The sequence below is a fragment of the Ghiorsea bivora genome, from assembly GCF_000744415.1.
GTDB lineage: Bacteria > Pseudomonadota > Zetaproteobacteria > Mariprofundales > Mariprofundaceae > Ghiorsea > Ghiorsea bivora.
Genome location: NZ_JQLW01000010.1, coordinates 1 through 22,089 on the forward strand (window position 1 = coordinate 1; position 22,089 = coordinate 22,089).

Annotated in this window: 16 protein-coding genes; 11 read left to right on the forward strand and 5 right to left on the reverse strand. The window is 42.6% G+C overall.

From position 1 onward, the window contains the following. Window positions 1–33 precede the first annotated feature (33 nt). From DM09_RS08305 to DM09_RS08325, 4 genes are all read right to left on the reverse strand, one after another. A protein-coding gene (locus tag DM09_RS08305) for an IS3 family transposase (protein ID WP_232507708.1) occupies window positions 34–1,565 on the reverse strand; the annotation gives its coding sequence in 2 pieces (ribosomal slippage) (window positions 34–1,127 and window positions 1,127–1,565; 1,533 coding nt in all). A 29-nt stretch (window positions 1,566–1,594) separates the two neighbouring features. Then, window positions 1,595–3,787, reverse strand: coding sequence for an HYR domain-containing protein (locus DM09_RS08315; protein WP_038249863.1), 2,193 nt, complete (start codon window positions 3,785–3,787; stop codon window positions 1,595–1,597). Continuing rightward, window positions 3,784–5,418, reverse strand: coding sequence for an HYR domain-containing protein (locus DM09_RS08320; protein WP_038249865.1), 1,635 nt, complete (start codon window positions 5,416–5,418; stop codon window positions 3,784–3,786). Before DM09_RS08320 ends, DM09_RS08315 begins: the two co-directional genes overlap by 4 nt. A gap of 295 nt (window positions 5,419–5,713) precedes the next feature. Continuing rightward, window positions 5,714–6,589: a cyclic nucleotide-binding domain-containing protein gene (locus DM09_RS08325; protein ID WP_038249867.1), complete on the reverse strand. Its 876-nt coding sequence runs from the start codon at window positions 6,587–6,589 to the stop codon at window positions 5,714–5,716. 496 nt (window positions 6,590–7,085) lie between these two features. Here DM09_RS08325 and mgtE point away from each other — a divergent pair, with 496 nt between their 5' ends. Both mgtE and DM09_RS08335 read left to right on the forward strand, forming a co-directional pair. Beyond that, window positions 7,086–8,417 (forward strand): magnesium transporter, encoded by a 1,332-nt coding sequence (mgtE, locus tag DM09_RS08330; protein WP_038249869.1) that lies wholly within the window; start codon window positions 7,086–7,088, stop codon window positions 8,415–8,417. Then, entirely contained in the window at window positions 8,414–9,016 is a 603-nt protein-coding gene (locus tag DM09_RS08335) for a lytic transglycosylase domain-containing protein (RefSeq protein ID WP_038249870.1), read from the forward strand. The genes mgtE and DM09_RS08335 overlap by 4 nt, the downstream gene beginning before the upstream one ends. Window positions 9,017–9,201: 185 nt before the next feature. Here the strand turns inward: DM09_RS08335 and DM09_RS08340 are convergent, their stop codons facing one another. Continuing rightward, entirely contained in the window at window positions 9,202–9,999 is a 798-nt protein-coding gene (locus tag DM09_RS08340) for a ferritin-like domain-containing protein (RefSeq protein WP_038249871.1), read from the reverse strand. 60 nt (window positions 10,000–10,059) lie between these two features. Here DM09_RS08340 and DM09_RS08345 point away from each other — a divergent pair, with 60 nt between their 5' ends. From DM09_RS08345 to DM09_RS08385, 9 genes are all read left to right on the forward strand, one after another. Beyond that, a complete protein-coding gene (locus DM09_RS08345) occupies window positions 10,060–10,701 on the forward strand; it encodes a lysogenization protein HflD (RefSeq protein ID WP_051938327.1) in 642 nt (213 codons plus the stop codon). After that, window positions 10,698–11,198 carry a crossover junction endodeoxyribonuclease RuvC gene (gene ruvC / locus DM09_RS08350; protein ID WP_318024159.1) on the forward strand — a complete coding sequence of 167 codons (501 nt, stop codon included), beginning with the start codon at window positions 10,698–10,700 and terminating at the stop codon, window positions 11,196–11,198. Before DM09_RS08345 ends, ruvC begins: the two co-directional genes overlap by 4 nt. A gap of 82 nt (window positions 11,199–11,280) precedes the next feature. Then, a complete protein-coding gene (locus DM09_RS11165) occupies window positions 11,281–13,104 on the forward strand; it encodes a serine/threonine protein kinase (protein ID WP_051938328.1) in 1,824 nt (607 codons plus the stop codon). Window positions 13,105–13,107: 3 nt separating this feature from the next. Then, entirely contained in the window at window positions 13,108–14,361 is a 1,254-nt protein-coding gene (locus DM09_RS08360) for a class I SAM-dependent RNA methyltransferase (protein WP_038249874.1), read from the forward strand. Then, window positions 14,349–15,851 carry an ABC transporter substrate-binding protein gene (locus DM09_RS08365; RefSeq protein ID WP_099098503.1) on the forward strand — a complete coding sequence of 501 codons (1,503 nt, stop codon included), beginning with the start codon at window positions 14,349–14,351 and terminating at the stop codon, window positions 15,849–15,851. The genes DM09_RS08360 and DM09_RS08365 overlap by 13 nt, the downstream gene beginning before the upstream one ends. A 62-nt stretch (window positions 15,852–15,913) precedes the next feature. Next, window positions 15,914–18,109 carry a hybrid sensor histidine kinase/response regulator gene (locus tag DM09_RS08370; protein WP_051938329.1) on the forward strand — a complete coding sequence of 732 codons (2,196 nt, stop codon included), beginning with the start codon at window positions 15,914–15,916 and terminating at the stop codon, window positions 18,107–18,109. After that, window positions 18,106–19,023: a 3'-5' exonuclease gene (locus DM09_RS08375; protein ID WP_038249876.1), complete on the forward strand. Its 918-nt coding sequence runs from the start codon at window positions 18,106–18,108 to the stop codon at window positions 19,021–19,023. The genes DM09_RS08370 and DM09_RS08375 overlap by 4 nt, the downstream gene beginning before the upstream one ends. Next, window positions 19,020–19,775 carry a hypothetical protein gene (locus tag DM09_RS08380; protein ID WP_051938330.1) on the forward strand — a complete coding sequence of 252 codons (756 nt, stop codon included), beginning with the start codon at window positions 19,020–19,022 and terminating at the stop codon, window positions 19,773–19,775. Before DM09_RS08375 ends, DM09_RS08380 begins: the two co-directional genes overlap by 4 nt. A 30-nt stretch (window positions 19,776–19,805) precedes the next feature. Beyond that, a complete protein-coding gene (locus tag DM09_RS08385; RefSeq protein WP_038249879.1) occupies window positions 19,806–21,839 on the forward strand; it encodes an ATP-dependent DNA helicase RecG in 2,034 nt (677 codons plus the stop codon). Window positions 21,840–22,089: the final 250 nt, after the last annotated feature.

Genomic DNA, 22,089 nt, shown 5'->3' on the forward strand with positions numbered 1-22,089 from the left:
CGGTGTGTGTCAACATAGTTGCACCTTCATTGGTCACGCAGCATTGAGACAAGGCTCATTTTTTGCGCAAATTTCATTTTCAGGGTTAAGCCAAACGTGGTTTAACCTACCCCAGTTTCTTGTGTTTCCTGACCAGCGTTTGGGCTGCTGTTTTTTTGCCATTTCATAGACCTTTTTTCGATGGTTAAGAATGCTTTCATCCTCACCACTATGCCGCTGCACAGGTGTTACAAACTTTAACGAACTATGCCTATGCTCAGTGTTGTACCACGTCACAAAAGTATGTATCCACGCTCTAGCTTTTGCCAATGATTCAAAGGGTTGAGATGGGTAAGCTGGTGTATATTTCAGCGTCCTGAATAGAGATTCAGAATATGGGTTATCATCGCTGACTGATGGGCGACTAAACGATGGTACAACACCCAAGCGTTGTAAGGTTGCCAACATGGTCGCACCTTTCATTGGTGAGCCGTTATCTGAGTGTAAAACAAGCTCTTTTTCCACAGTGTTTTCAGTCAAACATGCCTTTTGAATCAATGCTGATGCGTGAGCGGCAGTTTCAGATTCATGCACTTCCCAACCTACAATTTTGCGGCTAAAAATATCCATGGCCAAGTACAAACGGTAAAACTTACCCTTGATGCTGGCAGCCAAATAAGTGATGTCCCAACTCCATACTTGATTGGCTGCTGTAGCCTTAAAAGCTTTAGGTTTTATAACCTTGCGAGGTGCCGCAGCTTTGCCTCGCCGATGCAGTTGCTTTGCTTCACGTAAAATACGATAAAAGCTTGATTCTGAAGCAATATACCGCCCTTCATCTGCGAGCATAGGTACAATTTGTGAAGGTGGTAATGAGCGGTATGGTTCACTGTTACAGATGGTAAGCACTTGTTTTCTTTCCTCTAAACTCAATTTATTGCTAGGTACACGCACAACCTGCGAGCGCTTATCTTCAAGCCCTCCAACCTTTTTCCAGCGCAAATATGTATGCGTAGAAATGCCCAGAATATGACAAGATTTATGCATACGCGCCCCTGCACTTATAGCTTCATGAAGTAGTGTGACAGCCACCTGACGTTCATCCTTGGCAATCATTCTGCCTCGGGATCCCCCCAGATGGCATTGGCTTTTTTTGACAGTATCAACAGCGCAGCTGCCTCTGCCAAAGCCTTATCTTTGCGCTCAATATCACGCCGCAAACGCGCCAACTCCTTACTTGCTTGGGTCGCGGTTTTCTTGGCTGCTATATCAAGTTCACCTTGCTCACGATTACCACGAATCGCTGCCTGCTTCCAAGCCTCAATATCCTCAACATAAATACCCTTCTTGCGGCAGTATTCGCCAAGCTCAACCGCACTGAATGCGGCTGTTTCAATCAAAGCATTAAACTTATCCTCACTGCGCCACTTCGTGGCACTAGAACGAGCACCACCAGCTTGTTTCCATCTATAAAGCGTGCTTCTAGCTATGCCCGTTTCTTTCGCCAAAGTTTCAACAGAAACAGCAGGCGAAGACAGCATCTTTTCAACCAACTTATCTTTTAATTCTTCTGAATATCGCGTCATTCACTATCTCCTGAATGCCTCATCATGACTTATGAGACTTTTTTGAGAAGGCGGCAACTATCCTGACAGAGGGGGTATCCTAGAACTCTGTCCGATGAATAATGAATTACTATATCGGAACCTGGAATTGATATATCTTCAGTAAATACACCCGACTCACAGTCTACTTTTGACCCAGGACAAACTTTTATTTCTTTGATAACTGTTGTAGCTAGCTTCTTAGTATTTGTTGCTTTCTTTGGTTTTGGAGCTTCTCTCCCTCCACCTCTACTCCTTGACCAATTTAGGTCAAATGGTGTGAAATGATTCACACTTGCCCGCCAATACCTAGCCCCTACCAAATAAACAGGGTTACCAACAATACCAGCCACTTCATCCGCAAATGAACCATTCCCATTTAAATCATTGGGCAAGCCATCACCCGTGCTATCCACTGCATCTACTACAGCATCATTATTAACATCAAGTAGCTGAACCACGACCCCATTATCCGATGGCATCCAAACCGCTTTGACACGGTCAAAATAACCAACTGGCACAACCGCTCCAACTGGGAAATTCAGGAAATTATCGACATACATAATGACAGGTTTTGAGAACTGTACTGAATCTGTCGGCAATGTTCCATCTATCCGAATATCAGCACAATAGGTAAACGCACTGGTGGGCGGTAGATTACCTGGCATGGTATCTGGGCGAATAAATTCTGTGGCTCGTACTGTAATCGGACCATTGAGTGAAGTTATAGAACCATCGGCATGTTTGACTGTTGCTGTGGTATCGCCTGAAAAGACCAAATGCGTGGCTCTTGTCCCATCCACATCAGTGACTGGTGTGGAGCTGTGCACAATTTTGGTATAGGGGTCACCATTAAATGTGACCACGGTGGCTTTTGTATCTTGAGCAATCAAAGCAACGGTTTCTGCGATATAGATCTGATTCCATTCCGTTTTCACCTGACGTTGTACCATCAAATAATTGGCATGGGTCATATCCACCGTGAGCAATGCACCACCATCAACGGGCAAGGAGTAGCGGCCAGTAGCATCCGTAAGGCTGGAGCCATATTCAGGATGATTATGAATCATGGCTTTAACCCCTGAAATCGCATTGCCATTCAAGTCATTGACGATACCTGTGATGATAGAGAAGCGTTTATCATCATAAGCTGCAATCGTGGCATCCGCTGGCACAAGGCTGCGATACAAGGCACCAAAACTGCCATCGGATATGGATGCTGCCGCTTGTGACACTGGAGGAAGTGGCGGCGTATAGGTTACTGTAACCACCTGAGTAGCTGTTGCACTATTACCAGCGGCATCGGTTGCTGTGTATGTCACGGTTGTTATGCCGACTGGGAAAGCATTGGGTGCGTCGTTGGTCACCGTCACTGTGCCATCAACCAAATCGGTTGCTGATGCTGTACCAATCACATCAATCACAGGGTTACCATCAGTTGATGTGAGGTTCACATCTAGAGGTGCAGAGATAATCGGTGGTGTTGTATCTGTGATAGTTATAGTTTGCGTGGCACTTGCAGTGTTACCCGCTGCATCTGTTGCCGAATAGGTCACCGTGGTTATACCCACAGAAAATGTTGCTGGTGCATCATTGGTAATCACTACACTGGCATCCACATTATCCGTTGCTGTGGCAATGCCTAAGTTTACAGTCGTTAATGCTGCTGTGGCTTCAAGGGTGATGTTGGCAGGCGGTGTAATCACGGGTGGTGCGATGTCCACAAAGGTTACTGTTACCGACTGAGTTGCTGTAGCAGTATTACCATTGGCATCTGTCGCTGTCCAAGTCACCGTGGTTGTACCGACTGGGTAAGTCGCAGGCGCATCGTTGGTGATGGTGACTGCAAACAAGTCAGTAGCCGCAGGTGTGCCCAGTGCTAGGGGTACAGGTTGATTATCATTGGATGTTGCCTGAATTACAGCGGGTGCTGTAATAGATGGGGGCGTGGTATCCACAATGGTTACCAATTGCGTTGCTGTGGCTGTGTTCCCCGCTGAATCGGCAACACTCCAAACTACAGGTGTTGTACCGAAAGGGAACAATGCTGGTGCATTATGTGTAGCAATTAAACCTGTATCGACCAAATCTATTACGGTCGCAACACCTAAATTGAATACTGGCGTAAACACTATGCTTGTTGCCTCTACCACCAAATCAATAGGTGGTGTAAGACTTGGTGCTGTAGTATCAGTGATTGTCACTGCGTGGCAGTACCCGTGTTTCCAGCCGCATCTGTGGCTGAATAAATGACAATGGTTGTACCTACTGGGAAAGCTGTTGGCGCATTGCTTGTAACTGGCAAAGTACCATCTACAATATCAGCGGCTGAGGCTATGCCAAGGTTAACCGTGGTTAAAGCATTCGTAGCTTCAAGTGTGATGTTTGCAGGTGCTGTGACTGTTGGCGGTGTTATGTCCACAAGGGTTACAGTCACCAATTGCGTTGCTGTGGTAGCGTTTCCATTGGCATCTGTTGCAGTCCATGTCACTACCGTTGTCCCTACGGGAAAAGTCACAGGTGCGTCATGGGTGATTGTGACCGTAAATAAGTCCGTTGCAATCGCTATTCCTATATTTACAGCGATAGGAAGATTGTCGCCTGATGTTGCAGACACTGCGGCTGATGCAGTAATTGCAGGTGGTGTTGTGTCCACAACTGTAATCGTGCGAGAAAGTGATACGGCGGCATTACCCGAAGCATCGCTGACTTGATACGCTAAAGTGTAGCTACCCAAAATATTTGTATCAACCGTTCCTGTTACAGAGATAAGACTAGAAATATTCCCATCAACCAAATCCACGGCGGTTGCGCCTGCATTTGTATAAACACTTCCAGCTTCTACAGTGATAGCTGTTGCTCCGATAAGCGACAATACTGGAGGCGTAGTATCAGTGACTGTTACGGTTTGAGTAGCAGTCGCAATGTTTCCTGCGGTATCTGTGGCTGTGTAGGTAACGGTTGTTGTTCCTACAAGGAATGAAACTGGCGCATCGTTGGCAACGCTAACAACACCATCCACCAAGTCTGCTGCGCTTGCAACACCAAGGTTAACTGTTGTTAAAGCTGCTGTAGCTTCTACGGTAATATTGGCTGGCACTGTAATTGTAGGCGCAATTGTATCAGTGACGGTAACTGTTTGCGTTCCCGTGCTGGTTAGTCCATTTCCATCAGTTGCAGTGTATGTAACTGTCGTAACTCCCACGGGGAATGTGGCAGGTGCATCATTCGTAACTGTTGCACCGAATATATCTGTGGCAGTTGCTGTACCCAATGTGACCGAAGTTTGAGAGCCAGTTGCTTCTGTGGTGATGCTTGTAGGTACACTTAGAACGGGTGCAGTTGCATCCACAACAGTGACTGTTTGCGTTGCAGTTGCTGTGTTACCAGCCGTATCTGTTGCTGTATATGTAATCCTTGTGACACCAAGTGGGAATGTTGCTGGTGCATTATTACTTACGGGTACAGTGCCATCAATATTATCCGTAGCACTTGCAGTGCCTAATGAAACAGGTGTTAGAATAGCTGTCGCCTCAATGGTTATGTTTGCAGGTACAGTTAAAACTGGAGGGGTAGTATCTGCGGGAGGAACGCTATCTTCATCGTCAGGGTCAGAACCTGCTGCAACTTCTTCTGCATCTGTATAACCATCACCATCATGGTCTTCATCTTGGCTATCTTTTATGCCGTCATTATCGTCGTCATCATCTTCACTATTCGGAATACCATCATTATCACTGTCATTGGACGCAACTAAGATATGATATTGCGAGACTAGAACGAAACTATCGCTAGGTTGGTTAGTTTCTCCTGCCCTCAGTGTTGATGAATTCATAAGAAGAAAACTTCCCAACACCAAGCAAAGTATAGTTTTGACGTATTTCAAGTTAGACATAAACCCCTCCCACAGAGTAAAATGAACATGAGAGTGTGCCTTTATTTTGTTTTGAAAACAAGAGGTATTTGCCACCGTTGTTTCCAAATGTTTAAGTAAGGGTAACGATGAATTTAGGTATTTCTCTCTGCTACCTTTGTTTAATATGGCTTTTTGAATAATTATAAGATGGCTTTTTATGCCAACAGGGTGGCTTTTTGATGATATTCTATAAGTAAACATTCAATATTATTACCTACAAACTTTGTATCTTGGCAATCGTCTTTTTACTTTGTTGCACAATAAACTGTTGTAAACGTTTGACTATGTCAGGCTCAACTTGTTGTAGGGATAGCATAGCTGCCTTGTCTAAAGCAAGTAAATCCAACTGATTCGTAGCAACAACTGTACACCCATATTTACTGCCTTTATCCACGCGTACCTCACCCAAAACATCATTATCCCTGCGTATTTCCAAAAGCAATGTTTTGCCAGACTGTTGTATCAATACCTCAGCTTCACCCGATAAAATAATATAATATCGATCTGCGCTTTCACCTTGGGTAAATAGTGTCTCGCCGCGCTCTAATTCGGAAACTGTTAATTGCGTGGATAATGTATCCCGAACCGATGCTGGAAACGCTCTGAACACCACATGCGTACACAAAAAACTACTCAAAACACGCTGTTTCATAATAGAAAAAACTCTGGATTTAAAGTCTAAGTCTGCATCCAAGACCTGTTGTATAGCTTGCAAACCAACCCGTATAATAACTGAAGGCTCAGCGGTATATACAGATGCAAACCGTGTTTTTCCTCGCAGTACCCCATATTCCCCGTAAAAGTCACCAGCTTTTAAGGTAGCAACAACCAACGATTTTTCCGCATGTTTTTTAGCTACAGCCATAGAGCCTTGAGCAATAAAATATAAATCGTGCGGTGTATCACCTGCCACCATCATCTCAACACCCTTGGTAACATTCATGACTTGTGAAGCCTGATTCAATACACGAAGATTTAGAGGTGATAGACCTTCTAATACTGGAAAATTGCTGCTACTAAGTTGTTGTTGATAATTATGCTGGTGAATGCCCGAAAGCTCTAAAAAACCTTCATCATTAATGTTTGCCATGGTTTAATTCCATCCGTTAATTTATAGGCATGACTATGGCTTATTTTAACATGTCTGCAAGACTGTCGTGGTTATATTTAAAGTGGAAACGTATATAAAGTATCAGCTTGGGTATATTCTACTGTGATAAACCCTTAATTATAACCCAAAACAAAACCAACTCCTTTAGCACTTTATCAACAAAGCGTATATACCACCTTCATCCCTGCTGAGCCTAATCTTGTACCTTTTAGTGATGGCATAAGCTCAAAAATACGAGTTAAACATCACCAATACGGATCGGTAAGATCACCCACAGAAATATCTAAACAGTTTCAGATACACAGTATTTTGAATACTGTGGCTCACCTACCTATTAACCAAACAATCAGTGAAAACAAACAGTATAAAAGAAATCATTTTCTTGATATTTATCTTTAAAAACAACATAGTTACAATTAAGGTGGGAGAGTTCATAAACACAACTAGCACTTTGTTAGTTTAAAACGAGGATAACATGCCAGAAGACAATAAACATGTAGATATTGAAACATCTACCTTGGGATTGCAAAAAAGAATCGCAACCATGCATGCCTCTGAACTTGCTGAAGAACTGCTCGCCTGTCGCACCGATCAAGAACGATTGCAACTGATGCAGCTTATTCCGGATGACTTACTTGGCGACACATTACTTGAATTACCCGAAGGCATCCAAGAAGATTTACTCGCACAATTAAATGCCAGTGATATTGAAGATGTTGTTGAACACTTGGACTCTGATGATGCAACAGACATCTTACAAGCAGTTAAACCTGAAGTTGCTAATGAGGTTATCAAAGGACTAGACCCCGAAGATAGGCGTGGCATTGAGCCCCTACTTGCTCATGACGAACAATCTGCTGGCGGATTAATGCAAGCAGAACTGTTCAAGGTTCGTGATGACTGGAAAGTAGAAAAAGTTTTAAACGTACTTCGACGTTGGGGTAAAGACATTGAAAACCTCAATTATATCTACACCGTAAACCAACATGATAGATTAACAGGTGTCATTCAACTGCACTCTCTTCTTTTTTGCGAGCCTGACGAAGAGGTTTGGCGCATTTCTGATGCTGACTTCCCTCGTGTTTTAGTAGATGAAGACCAAGAAGAAGTTGCAAGAATATTCAACAAATATGATATATTAGCCCTTCCTGTTGTTGATAAACAAGGGGTATTGGTCGGCCGTATCACTGCAGATGACATCATTGATGTGGTACAAGATGAAGCCACTGAGGATATGTATCACTTGGCAGGTTTATCCAATCAAGACGACCTTGCTGAACCTGTAGGTATTACGGCATGGCGGCGTGGTGTTTGGCTTATGTTTAACCTAGCCACTGCCATTATTGCATCCATAGTCATCTCCCAATTTGAAGCAACATTACAGCAAATCGTAGCACTTGCTGTATTGATGCCTATTGTCGCGAGCATGGGCGGCATCGCGGGCACGCAAACGCTCACCGTCATGGTTCGTGGTATTGCCCTTGGGCGCATCACATTTAACAATGCCAAACGCGCACTACTCAAAGAAGTCGGCGTAAGCATAGTTACAGGTTTATGTTTTGCGTTTTTTGTTGGGCTTGTTGCTAAATTTTGGTTCCCTGAATATGGCCTCGCACTCAGCTTTGTCATTGCCGCTGCCATTATGGTCAACCTGATTGCAGCAGGTCTTGCTGGTGCACTCATTCCGCTCACCCTACAGCGTTTACATATTGACCCAGCACTCGCCAGTGGCACCATACTCACAACGGTTACTGATGTGGTTGGCTTCTTGGCTTTCTTAGGTCTTGGAACCATATATTTATTATGATATTACAACGACTTGCATATATTATTGCATTGGGCATCAGCCTTCCCGCTGCTGCAGATATTTACACCTATCATAATGCTGATGGTCAATTGTATTTTACAGACAAACGCATGGACGATTCATACAAACTTATCTCCATCTATCGCCCCAAACTTACGCAACAAAGTACAGCGGGTTACAACATTGAAAAATACCAAACAAATAAAACCAAGTTTCTACCGCATATTCGCTATGCTGCCATCCAAAACCAATTGGATTACAAATTATTACAAGCCATTATTGATACTGAATCTGCTTTTAACCCCCAAGCATACTCCAAAGCTGGTGCCATTGGGCTGATGCAGCTCATGCCCCAAACAGCCAAGCAACTCCAAGTTCAAAACAGCTGGAACCCCATACAAAACATACAGGGTGGTGCAAAGTATTTCAGACAAATGTTAAATACATTTGGACAAAATATCGAATTATCCCTTGCAGCCTATAATGCAGGGCCCAATGCCGTCAAACATGCGGGCAATGCCATACCCAACTACCCAGAAACCAAGCGTTATGTAAAAAAAGTTATGCAAACTTACCGCAAGCTCAAAACATCGAGTTAAAAATAACGAACAGGCAGGTTACTTAAGGAAGCTCTGAATAAGTCTGAATGAAGAAAATTGTAGTTCAGAACATTCAAAATCTAGGCATGAGTTGTATGGAATAGCTAGGCTATTGCTCAAAATCACAACGCATAGTTTGGATGTTCTGGGCGCAAGGTACGAGTTCATGAGTATTCAGAGCTTCCTTAACCATCCAGCAATATTTGCAGTTCACGCTGTGAAAAACCTGCAGCTTCACGCGCATCCATATTATATGGTCCATATAAACCCTTAGGAAAATATTCATCCAACAAAGCAAGAAATGTATCATCAGCCTTTTTATGCTCTTGTTTGCATAAATAACGAAACCAACGTGTGCCTACTTCGACATGCCCTATTTCATCGGCAAAAATAATATCCAATAATGTGGCTGCATGTTTATCCCCTGCTTGGCGTAATTTTTTCTGAATACCTGGTGTAACATCCAAGCCTCTTGCTTCTAACACCCTAGGCACCAAGGCCATACGGTGTAACGCATTATGTGCTGTTTTCTCCACCATTTCCCATAAACCATTATGCGCTGGATAATCACCATAATCAGCACCTAGAAAACGTAAATGTGCGCGTATAAGTTCAAAATGATAAGCTTCTTCATCGGCAACCTGCAACCAATCTCGATAATACGCTTCAGGCATATCAGAAAAGCGTTGCACAGCATCCAAAGCCAAATTCATGGCATTAAATTCAATATGAGCAATAGCATGCATCATAATTGCCCTACCCTCAAGACTGCCAAAACCGCGCTTAGGAACACCTGTTGCTCTCACCAACTTTGGTTTATCAGGGCGACCATTTTCATTCACAGCCAACACATCACCAAAAGTCTGCAAGTTAATCACACAACCTTGACGCACATCTTTTGCCAATTGATGAATGAACGTCACCTTTGTATCTATATTTTTTTCTAATAAACAAGCGCGAACTTGGGTAAAAAAATCAACCACACCAACACCTCGATAAACCTATACTTGTGACATCCTATATACACCGCCACACTACGCCACATGAAAGCTGCACCCTACCACTCAAATGATAAAGCCCAACGCGAAAAACAACGTGCACTTGCTGTGGCTGCATTGGCGCAAACATCGTGCCTCATTACCGCTATCACCCAAACTGGAAAATGTGACCCTGTATATTTCAAACACTGTATGGATGCCTTACTCAATGATGATTATACCCAAGACGGGCATTTCTCTCTAGGAAACACACAAGCCAAACGGCTTCTTCAAGGTCAAGACATCAAACATTCAAAACAAATTGTCAGCTATGCAGCAAGTATGCTTGCTGTAGAAAAGAAACTTGCCAAACGCGCCAATACTTTACAACACATCGGTGATGGTATGCTAAGGATTCACAAACAAGTACAGTTCTTCAATGATCCATGCCATGAAAATATCATTGCAGCGATTGCACATCTGTATGGTGAAACAGTAAGCACCATAAAACCTCGTATCATCATCCGTGGTAAATCCGAACACCTCAAACAAAGTAAAAATACTGAACAAATTCGCTGTTTGTTACTTTCAGGTATTCGTGCTGCGTGGATTTGGCGCATCAATGGTGGTCATCCCTTTCGTTTTGTTATCGGGCGAAAAAAACTCGTTCATACCCTACAAAATTTAAGTAGTCACACACCCTTATGACAAACATCCGTTTTATGGGAATCGACCCTGGCTCTCGTAAAGCAGGCGTTGGCATTATTGATGTCAATGGCAATAAAGTACGCCATGTTCACCACCATGTGATTCACTGCGGAACGGGAGAGTTCACTGAGCGTTTGGGCATTTTATTCCAAGAATTATCAAGTATCATAGACATATACAAGCCTTCTTGCGCCGCCATTGAAGATGTCTTTGTTTCTAAAAATGTGTCTTCTGCTTTAAAACTGGGGCAAGCTAGGGGCGCTTTGATTGCAGCATGTTGCCATGCAAACCTCCCTATCAATACATACTCTGCAACCGCAGTTAAACAAGCCATTGTAGGGCATGGGCGCGCTGATAAAAATCAAATTCAACACATGATTAAAGCTCTGCTGAAACCTCCCCTTCCTTTGCCCGAAGATGCGGCTGATGCATTGGCAGTTTGCTTATGTGATGCACACCATAGACCATTAAAAAACCGATTGGCTAATATAACTTAGCGCATTTGCCTTGACATTGAGTATTGAACATTAACAATCGGCTTATCGGCATGGATATAAAGCCTGAAATACAGGAGACCTTTTGAGCTACACCCCAAAACAAAATCAACCCAGCGAAGACATAACGCACTTAGGTTCTTACATTATTGAATCACGCCTTGGTCAAGGTGGGATGGGGGTTGTCTACCGCGCTATCGACAAAGAATTGGGGCGACCTGTAGCGATTAAAGTATTACATCCACACTTGTTACGCCACGAAAATTTAAAACAACGTTTCCGCCGTGAAGCCCGCATGCATGCTAAGGTCATGCACCCCAACATCGTAACCTTGCTCTCTTTGTTTGAAGATGAAACCCATATGGCTTTGATTATGGAGTTGATTGAAGGTGAAGACTTAAAAGCCTACCTTAAAAGTCATCCAGACCTATCACTAGAGAAAAAACTTAGCATTGCTATCGATGTACTTACTGGCTTAGAAGCTGCACATCACTTTGACATGGTTCACCGTGACTTAAAACCTGCCAATGTGCTCGTTTCAAACAAAGGTGAAGTTAAACTATTGGATTTCGGGCTTGCCAAACCCGAACAAGGTGAAGACGACCTCACACAAAGTGGTGCCACCGTTGGTTCATTTCGCTACATGGCACCTGAACAAATTTTAAACAAACCCATTGATGCAAGAACCGACCTTTATGCTTTCGGTATTTTATTATTTTACATGGTCTTGGGTAAACTTCCCTTTGATGCTTCCAGCAATGGCGGCGAATTTGAAATCATGGAAAAACAAGTGCGCGAACCTGCACCTATTCCGAACAAGTTAGAGCCATCCATACCACCAGCCTTATCTGACCTTATTCTTAAATTACTCAGCAAAAGTAAACATAGTCGCCCTGAAAGTGCTGCCGTTGTTCGCGATAAGATTGTTGATATCATGGCTCACCTTAAACCCGTGCCTACCAAGACGAGAAAATCACAGCAAAGTTCAAGTTCGAATGTTAGCAAAACCTCTATTATCCTTCCGCCCCCTAGCAATGCTGAGGTCGCACAGCAATGGATACAACATGGCAAAGAAAAACTTTACCGCTTTTGGCTTAGTACTTTCCCAAAACTTCAGAAGCTTTTTTCTGGCTTATCAGGCATTGCATTTCTTTTTATAGCTTTGGGTGCACTTGTCATCGCCGTGTTAACCATGGCAGAAAAAACTGCATCACCATATCCACAAAAAACATCACGCCAAGAAGTGAAAACACAAACTAAACCTGCTTTAGCAAAAAAAGAAATAGCCAAAATGCAGCTTGAGCAACCCAGTAATAAACAAACTAAAACTTCAAAACCTCTTGTGGCAAAACAAAGTACCAAGACTGTCAGTAAGCCAAAAAAAGAAGTCGCGCAAGCCAAAAAGAAAAAAACAGCACAAACAAAAAAAGTAAACAAACCTAAAAAAGAAAAAGTAACAGCACCCGTGCTCCTAACGAAACAAGTACGTTATACTGTAACACGTAGTGATAAGTCTAAAGCTCTACCCAGTGACAAACATGAATTCAAAGGCGGAAATCATGTTTTTTTTCAAAAGTCCTTTAGGAAAAACAGCAGTAAAACACATAGGGTAATTAGCAGGACAGGTGAATCCAAGTTGGTTTTTGATCAACCCCAAGTGATTTCTAAAATTATCTTACATAAAGCCAGTGTTGGTCGTGCAGACTTTAGTAAAGGATATGTTTATTTGGAAATTAAACCTGCCAATGGTTTTACCTGGAAACGTATTTTTGAACGCAAAGGTGATGATGTGGATATTCAAGTGACCATCAATGATATTATTAAAATTGCACCACTCATTCAAGCCATACGTATCCGCTTCAAATCTACACGCCCGATTACGATTGGTCCTATTGATATTCTTTCTTAACGCATGAGCGAGCAATACACAGCAACAGTGGAAGCCATACTACCTGGCGGTGAAGGTTTGGTGCGTGAACGCAATCATACGGTACTTATCCCCAACACTGTTGTCGGAGATAGAATCCAATTTCAGTATACAGAAAAAAAACGCGGTGTTTTTCGTGGTGAGATAAAGCATATTATCACGCCATCATCACAGCGTGTGCAAGCAAAATGCTCAGTTGCCAACACCTGCGGCGGCTGCGCCTTGCAGCATCTCTCCCAACCAACACAAGCTGAACTCAAAAACAAATGGGTAACGGATGCTTTTCAAGCCTTCATAGACAAACATAGCACAGTCATCAGCTGCAGCCCTCAACCCAATAATAGTGGCTTTGCAGGACGCAGACGGGTTCGTTGGTTTATGGACAATGGGAAATTAGGTTTTCGCAAACGATTTAGCCATCATATCGTACACAGTGATAGCTGCATGGCCATTACTCAAGACCTAGACACACTGCGCAAACAATTAGAAACAAGTCAATTGCCTCAATCTATTCAAAGCATTCAGGCTGTAGCGTTAAGTAATGGCACACATATTATTCTAGAATCTGAACAAAGCTGCCCCACTGATTTTACCCCTCCGAAACAAGACAACCAACAGTGGTGGTGGAGTAAACTTGGAACCCCATCCATTCAAGCACTGCATAAACCGGTACAAACTTTATTTGATACTATTCAAATCACGGAAAACAAGTCCATCAACATACAAATAGGCCCCAACGACTTCATTCAAGGTCATGCTAAGGGCAACCAAATCCTCATTCAGCAAATTTTAGATTGGAGCAAAGATGCTAAGCGTGTTGTCGACTTATTTTCAGGCTGTGGCAACTTATCGCTGCCGCTTGCGGCAGCCACAGGTATTGAAGTTGTCGGTGCAGAGTTAAACCCTGCCAGTGTTAAAGCTGCCAACAACAATGCCAAACGCTTAGGTTTAAATGCTAGCTATCAAACATTGGATTTATTTGGTGTTTTTTCAACCGAACCTTTCATCAATGCCGACATACTTATATTAGACCCCCCACGCAAAGGGGCAAAACGTATTTGTCAGCAAATTGGGCAACTTTTCCCCAAAAAAATTATTATGGTTAATTGTGATATTGCAGCAGGTGCACGAGATGCCAAAGCTTTAGCCGATGCAGGTTTTAAACTCAAAGCTTTGCGCCCCTTAGATTTATTTCCCTACACAGGACATGTGGAAGCATTAAGTTTATGGGAAGCGTGAGAATCTATGCAATCATACTGCTGATACTCTTATCAGCTTGCCATCAAGATCAGCCTAAAAATAATACTCTGCGTATAGGCTTAGCATCGCCTCCGATTAGCCTCGATCCTCGATTCGCAACAGATGCCGCATCACACCGTGTACAAGAGCTCATACATTGTTCTTTAGTTCAACTCGGCGAAGATTTTTTACCCAAACCCAGTCTCGCTACCTCATGGCAACAAACAGACCCCTATACTTGGACATTTAAGTTGCGCCACGATTTTACCTTTCACAATGGACAAGCTGTCACCGCAACGGATGTTGCTGCAACCATTCATGCCGTATTAGACAAAACATTATCCAGCCCGCTTAGAGCAGGTTTTACTGCTATTGAGCATATCACTGTCAACAACCCCTACCAACTTACCCTGAATCTAAATAAACCTGATGCTTCACTACTTACACGTTTAAACCTCGGTATTTTACCAGCCTCAGAGGCCAATAAACCTCACCAAGCCAAACAAACCATAGGTTGTGGTGCATTTAAACTAAACAAGTGGAATAACACCATATATTTAGATCGTGCGAAACCCGATCATCATTCCATTCAAGCCATTGAACTACTTGCCATCAAAGACCCTGTAACCCGCGTACTAAAACTGGTACGTAATGAAATCGACTTTACACAAAATGATTTGCCACCCCACTTATTACCTTGGCTTAAAAAGCAAAAGAATCTAACCATTTCCAGCAAACCATCCACCACCTTTTCTTATATCGGTTTAAACATGCAAGATGCGATTCTTAAACATCAAAAGGTACGTAAAGCTTTAGCTTTAGCACTGGATAGAAAACTACTAAAACGAGCTTTATTTGCTAACCTACCCACCCTAGGCGAAACGGTGCTCACCCCAAGCCATTGGGCAGCAGCCAATATTCCCATTACTCCATTTAACCCTGACCAAGCAGAGAAGCTTTTGGATGAAGCTGGTTTTAAGCGGCATGCCAATGGTATTCGTTTTCATCTCAATTATCGAACCAGCACCAACCCCACCCGTTTACGTTTGGTCACTGCCATTGCTGACAGTTGGCAAAAAATTGGTGTGGATGTATCCATTGAATCACTCGAGTGGGGGGGCTTTTATGCCCGCATCAAACGCGGTGATTTCCAAGTCTTTTCATTATCTTGGGTTGGTATTACTGACCCTGATATTTATCGCTGGATTTTATCCAGCAACATGCAGCCCCCCAAAGGAGCCAACCGTGGCCACTATAATAATGCGCAAGTTGATACATGGTTGAAACAAGCCGCAAGTAGTCAAAACTTAGCAGAACGCAAAGCATTATATGCCAAGGTACAACAGCAAATGGCAGCTGACCAAGTCTATATTCCATTGTGGTATGATGCAGTTATTGCTGTATCTGGTATGCGTTTACAGGGGTTTACACCTAGAAACGATGGCAGTCTTACACCATTGCTACAGGCTAGGCTAACAACACATGAATAACCCAATTCTTTGGCACTCAAGTTGCGTAAATACTAAGCTATATATGCAACAAGGAGCAATAAGTGCCTAACACCAAAACTTCAACACTTAATTTTGATGCTATCAATAAGCTTTGGCTTAGCTTTAAAGATAAAAAAATGGAAGCATTATACGAACGAGCTAGCCAGCCTACGCGAAAGTTGCAAATGCGTTTGGCATTACTTTTTGTTAGTGTTTTATATTTTATCGTTGCCTTCTTAGACTTTTACATTCTACCTGAAGCATCCCAACAGCTTGCCCGAAATATTCATGTAAGCCAAGCTATTTTCTTTATAACATTGGTTGCCTTATCACTACATTTTAAATCGCAATTCTTTCATACCACCATGATTGTCGGCTCGGTATGTATGGCTTGGCTGAATCACTTTTTATTGGAAAACATTACAACATCCTCATTGCTCTTTAGCGAAGCATACTTAATGGTCATATGGGTTTGGTTAATTACAGGGCTTCCTTTTCGCCATGCAGCAATGGTCAGTGTATTTTTCATATTATTTTATGAGCTCAATGCATTTACATTATCTCCCTTAAGCCAAACTGAAATGGTTGCCCAGCATTTTTTTATCTATGTATCCTTTATTTTTGGTGCTTTAGCTGGTTACTTAATCGAATTTCATAAGCGACATAACTTTTTAAACCTGCAAAAAGTATCCATACAAGCCAATGAACTTACCCACACCAATGCCCTACTTGCATCTGAAAAAAACAAACTACTCAAGTTATCACAAGCTGTTGAGCAATCAGACGAAGCTATTTTAATTGCCAATGAAGCTAGCATCACGGAATATATTAACCCCGCATTCACAACAATCACAGGTTTCCAAGAAAATGAAGTTATTGGAAAAGTTAATAGCATTTTACAAGCCGAACAGCATCCCGATATGTGGAACACCTTACAACTGGGTAATACTTGGCGTGGCACAATGAATGCTATAAAAAAAGATGGTGATACTTACCCTGCCCTTGTTTCAGTAACGCCTATCAAAAACAATCAACATAAAATTACACACTATGTGTCAACACTAAGGGATATGACAGAACAGGAACATTTAGAAAACCAACTACGCCAAGCGCAAAAAATGGAAGCACTTGGCACATTGGTTGGTGGCATCGCTCATGACTTCAATAATACACTCACCGGTATTACTGGCACTATATTTTTGGCAAAAGAAGAAGTGGCACATTTACCTAACACATTAAAGAAACTAAGTTTAATAGAAGACTTATCTTTTCAGGCCGCCGACATGATTAAACAACTCCTTGCTTTTGCTCGAAAAGGTGTTGTTAACCTCAAACCCATGTCGCTCACAGATTTCTTACAAGATGTTTCAAAGCTGCATAAAGTTACCCTTCCATCGCAGGTGACATTCACTCAAGAATTATATGCAACACATAACCTAATCGTACGTGCTGATGCCAACCAACTTCAACAAGTCATTATCAACCTACTTAATAATGCAAAAGATGCGGTTGCTGAGTCTGAAAACCCCTATATTTCTCTGCGTTTAGACACTTACACCGCGAATGCTGACTTTAAAGCAGCCCATCCAGAGCTTCAAAGTCATACATTTGCTCGAATTACCATATCGGACAATGGGCATGGTATTAGCAAAGATAAACAAAATTATATTTTTGAACCCTTTTACACCACCAAGGATATTGATAAAGGTAGTGGGCTAGGTTTGTCCATGGCATTCGGTGCTATCCAGTCCCACGGTGGTCTGATTACCATCACTAGCACTCAGGGTAAAGGTGCAACTTTCAAATTATACCTACCTTTAATCGAAAATGAAACAGTAACTAAGCCATCTCAAGCTAAAACGAATATTCATTTAGGAAACAATGAACTTATCCTTCTTGTTGATGATGATCCATCGGTATTAATGACAGGCTCAGATATTCTAAAAAGTTTAGGCTACCAAGTCGTTCAAGCTTCTGATGGTCTACAAGCACTGGATGTATATAAAAGATACCAAAATGAAATTAGGCTTGTTGTTCTTGATATTGCCATGCCAAAAATGGATGGTATTGAAGCAGCCAAGCAACTACGTAACATAAACCCTGAGATTAATATTATTTTTGTAACAGGGTTTGACCTTAACCAAAAATTAAATGTACATAAGCTTACAATCGAAAAAGTTATTCTTAAACCTTTCAAAGTCGGTGTATTCAGTCAAACTATAAAGTCAATCATGAAAAAAGGTAATGAACAACCATGAATGAGATTCTCACTGCAATACAACAACTAGAGAAAGGTGGTCAATACAAAGTGTTGGAGCGTTTGGATGCGCCACAAGCTTACCATCAAGGTAACCCGCAAACACCACGTATTGGTATCGTGCTTGACACAGAAACTACAGGTTTAGATACCAGCAAGGATAAAATTATTGAGTTGGGTTTTATTGCTTTTCACTATGATGCTGGCACAGGTGCCATTTATGATATTTTACAGAGATATGGCGGTTTTGAAGACCCCAAAGAACCGCTTACAGAAATTGTAAAACAAGTTACAGGTATCACCGATGACATGCTGATAGGGCAAAGCCTAGATGAAACTAAAATTGTGCATTGGCTCAACAAGTCCAGCTTAATTATTGCCCACAATGCTGCTTTTGACAGGCAAATGCTTGAGCGTCGTTTGCCCCAAATATCAGATAGCAATTGGGCTTGTACATTGAACGATATTCATTGGCAGGATGAAAATATTACCAGCCTAAAATTAGATTATATCGCATATAAGCTGGGTTATTTCTTTGAGGGACATAGAGCCGTTAATGATGCTGAAGCTACATTACACTTACTCAGTAAAACTTTGCCTAATTCAGGTAAACTTGCCATGTCCGAATTACTCAACCATGCTAGAGTACAAAGCCGTCGTTATTTTGCCGTCGGTGCGCCTTTTGATAAAAAAGATGACTTAAAAGAACGTGGTTACCGTTGGTTGGCAGACTATGCTTACACTGACCAATACGGAAAAACAAAAAAAGGTGTATGGAGCAAAGCTATTCACCAAGAAGAAACAAAAGAAGAAGAAATTTGGCTCCAGGATAACATCTATTCAGGTCAAAAAACAGTATTCACTTACAATGATCTTACCGCAAACAACCGTTATTCTATGCAAGAGTTTAAATGATAAAAAGCCTGTCCAGCCATAAAGAAGTCATTCGTTCGATATTCTTCTTAATTTTTGGTGTGCCTACCTTTTTGCTACTCGACAGTGAATATGGTGATGCACTGGTTGGCAATGGGCAATGGGTAGCAACAATTTTAGTATTCCTAGCTTTTATCCGCGCTTACCGAAACGGTACCAAGCGAGTTCGCAATGTCTTGTTAATTGGCATTATCATTGGGCTTACAGGTGAATACCTTTTTTCCAAAGTATTGAGCATGTACCATTACCGTCTCGATAATATTCCGCTTTGGTTGGCTTTTGCCCATGGTCTAATTTTTGCTTGGACACTCAAAATGTCGAAAAAACTGCACAGACAAACATACAATATACATCTGCAACGTGTATTGCTCATGATTTCCATCGCATACAGTGTTTTTTGGCTATTCTGGACCAATGATGTTTATGGTTTTGTTGCCGCAGCCACTTTCATGCTTATCTTGCTCTTCACTAAAAAATCACGCTCCTTTTTCCTCATTATGTTTGTTGTTGTATGTTATATTGAGCTGGTTGGCACAAGCACAGGCTGTTGGTATTGGCCTGAAACTGCATTTGGCATATTCAACTGGTTACCTAGCGGCAACCCACCCAGCGGTATTGCCGTATTCTATTTTCTGTTTGATGCCATCGTATTTTGGGTATACCTGTACCTATTGCATCCCACAACACGATTGCGTTACCAACGCCTACGTAAAGTGACCAGCTCATCACTTTGATGTTCACTATACCTAGGTTAAACTTAACCCATGCCGATTGAAATTTACCCAAGCTTTTACCTGCCCATTGAGCGTATCGATGGTATTGGTCCTGTAGCTGCAAAAAAGCTGCAAAACTTGGGCTATCATACTTTAGGTTCTTTATTGTTTCATCTTCCCAAATCATGGATTGATGACCGTATGGTTACCCCCATCAAGGATTTAATCGCCAAACAAGAGGCACGGGTTCAAGGGGTGATTCAAAGCCGTCGAAGCCATGGTTTTGGGCGCAAAGCGACTGTGCATATCACCCTAGCTGATGATACTGGGGCAAGCATTCAATTATCCTTTTTCCATGCCAAGTACATGATGAGTGATGCAAGGTTGCAAGAGGGACAAAAAATTACGGTGCGCGGCATACCCGACAAATGGGGCAATCAATATCAAATGACACACCCCGATTGGTTGCCCCTTGACCGCTTTCAAGCGGGTTGGGTTGCCAAATATGCATCCTTGGCAGGATTTAACGGCAAAAAAGTGGGCGGATGGATAAAAAAAGCCGTGCAAATGCTAGCCAAAGAAGCACAAAGTCCCTTGGACAAACATTTGCCTGACTTCCCCAGCCTTGTCCAAGCTTTAAGCCTGCTGCACAACAACGAACATTTTGCACCCGACTCTGAAACCATGCAGCAAGCATTAATACGACTGCAACTTGAAGAATTACTGGTGTATTTACAACTCATGCAATCCCAACGCAAACAAGCCCAAGTGTTAACCAAAGCAATGCCTGCAACAGAAAAGGAACAAACATTTATCAAGGCTTTGCCTTATGAACTCACTGCAGGGCAGCAACATGTCTGGCAAGAGATTGGTGATGACTTGGCATCGGGAAAACGTATGCACCGCTTATTGCAGGGTGATGTAGGTGCGGGAAAAACTTGGATTGCCGCATTAGGTATGGTTCGCCTTGCTGCACACGGTAGACAAAGCGCAATCATGGCTCCCACTGAAGTCTTGGCACAGCAACATGCCGTCACCCTACGTGAATTATTAGAGCCACACGGCATTGTAGTTGCCCTGCTCACAGGCAGCACCAAAAAACGCGAACGCAACACCATGCTCAAAGCACTGGCGGCAGGTGATATTGATGTTTTGGTAGGCACACATGCTCTACTCACCCCTGACGTGGTGTTTCAAGACCTTGGGCTTGCCATGATTGATGAGCAACATCGCTTTGGTGTACAACAGCGTTGGGCACTCTCAGAAAAGAATAAAAATGAAGCCGTCCACTTACTCGCCATGACTGCCACACCCATCCCCCGCTCTTTGGCACTTGCATTGTATGGCGATATGCATCTAAGCATCATGCAAGGCTTGCCCCAAGGGCGAAAAACCATTGAAACACGCGTGATTGCGGCAGATAAAATGCCTGCGCTTGCTAATGCAGTGCAACGCATGCTTACCCAAGATGGTAGGGTGTATTGGATTGTACCGCGCATTGATGAAGATGATGATATGGTCAGCGTAAATGAACGTTTGGACACTTTAAAACAACGCTTCCCCCAAGAAAATGTATTGGGTTTACATGGCAAAATGAAAGCCAAGGATAAACAAGATACGCTCAATGCTTTTGCTGATGGTCGTTGTAAGCTGATTGTCTCCACCACCGTGGTTGAGGTTGGGGTCAATGTACCCGAAGCACGTGTCATTGTGATTGAACATGCGGATATGTATGGCTTAGCCCAGCTGCATCAGCTTAGAGGACGCGTAGGCAGATCTAACTTACAAAGTTATTGTATGTTAATCTCCAGTAAACTCGCCACTGAAACCGCGCAAAATAGATTAAAACTGATGACCACATGCTATGATGGGTTACAACTCGCTGAAGCAGATCTGCAACACCGCGGTGCAGGCGATGCCGTGGGTACACGCCAAAGTGGTGAAGCAGGATTTCGACTGATTGACCCAGCCTTGGATGCCGATTTGATTCGACAGTGGTGTGCTAGCCCTATCTTAAACCAACTGGAACAAGTGCCAGAACCTATGCTTAGATTTTGGCGACCGCTTGCTGAAGAAGTCGATTAATAAACTGGTTAATAAACCAAATAGGTCACAACAAAAACCAATAACAAAAGAAATGATACGCGTTGCAAAAAACGCTTTTGTTTGCTGCTCAGCTTCTGTGCTTGGCTACGCCTATTCCAATCCATGGGCTCTCCTTTTATCTTTGCCACTCTATATATAGCAGAGTAGTCAAAAGAACGCAAAAAAGAGTGCCATATAAAAAAACCTTCACAACACAAAATAGGTTGCGAAGGTTTTTATAAAAAGCGTC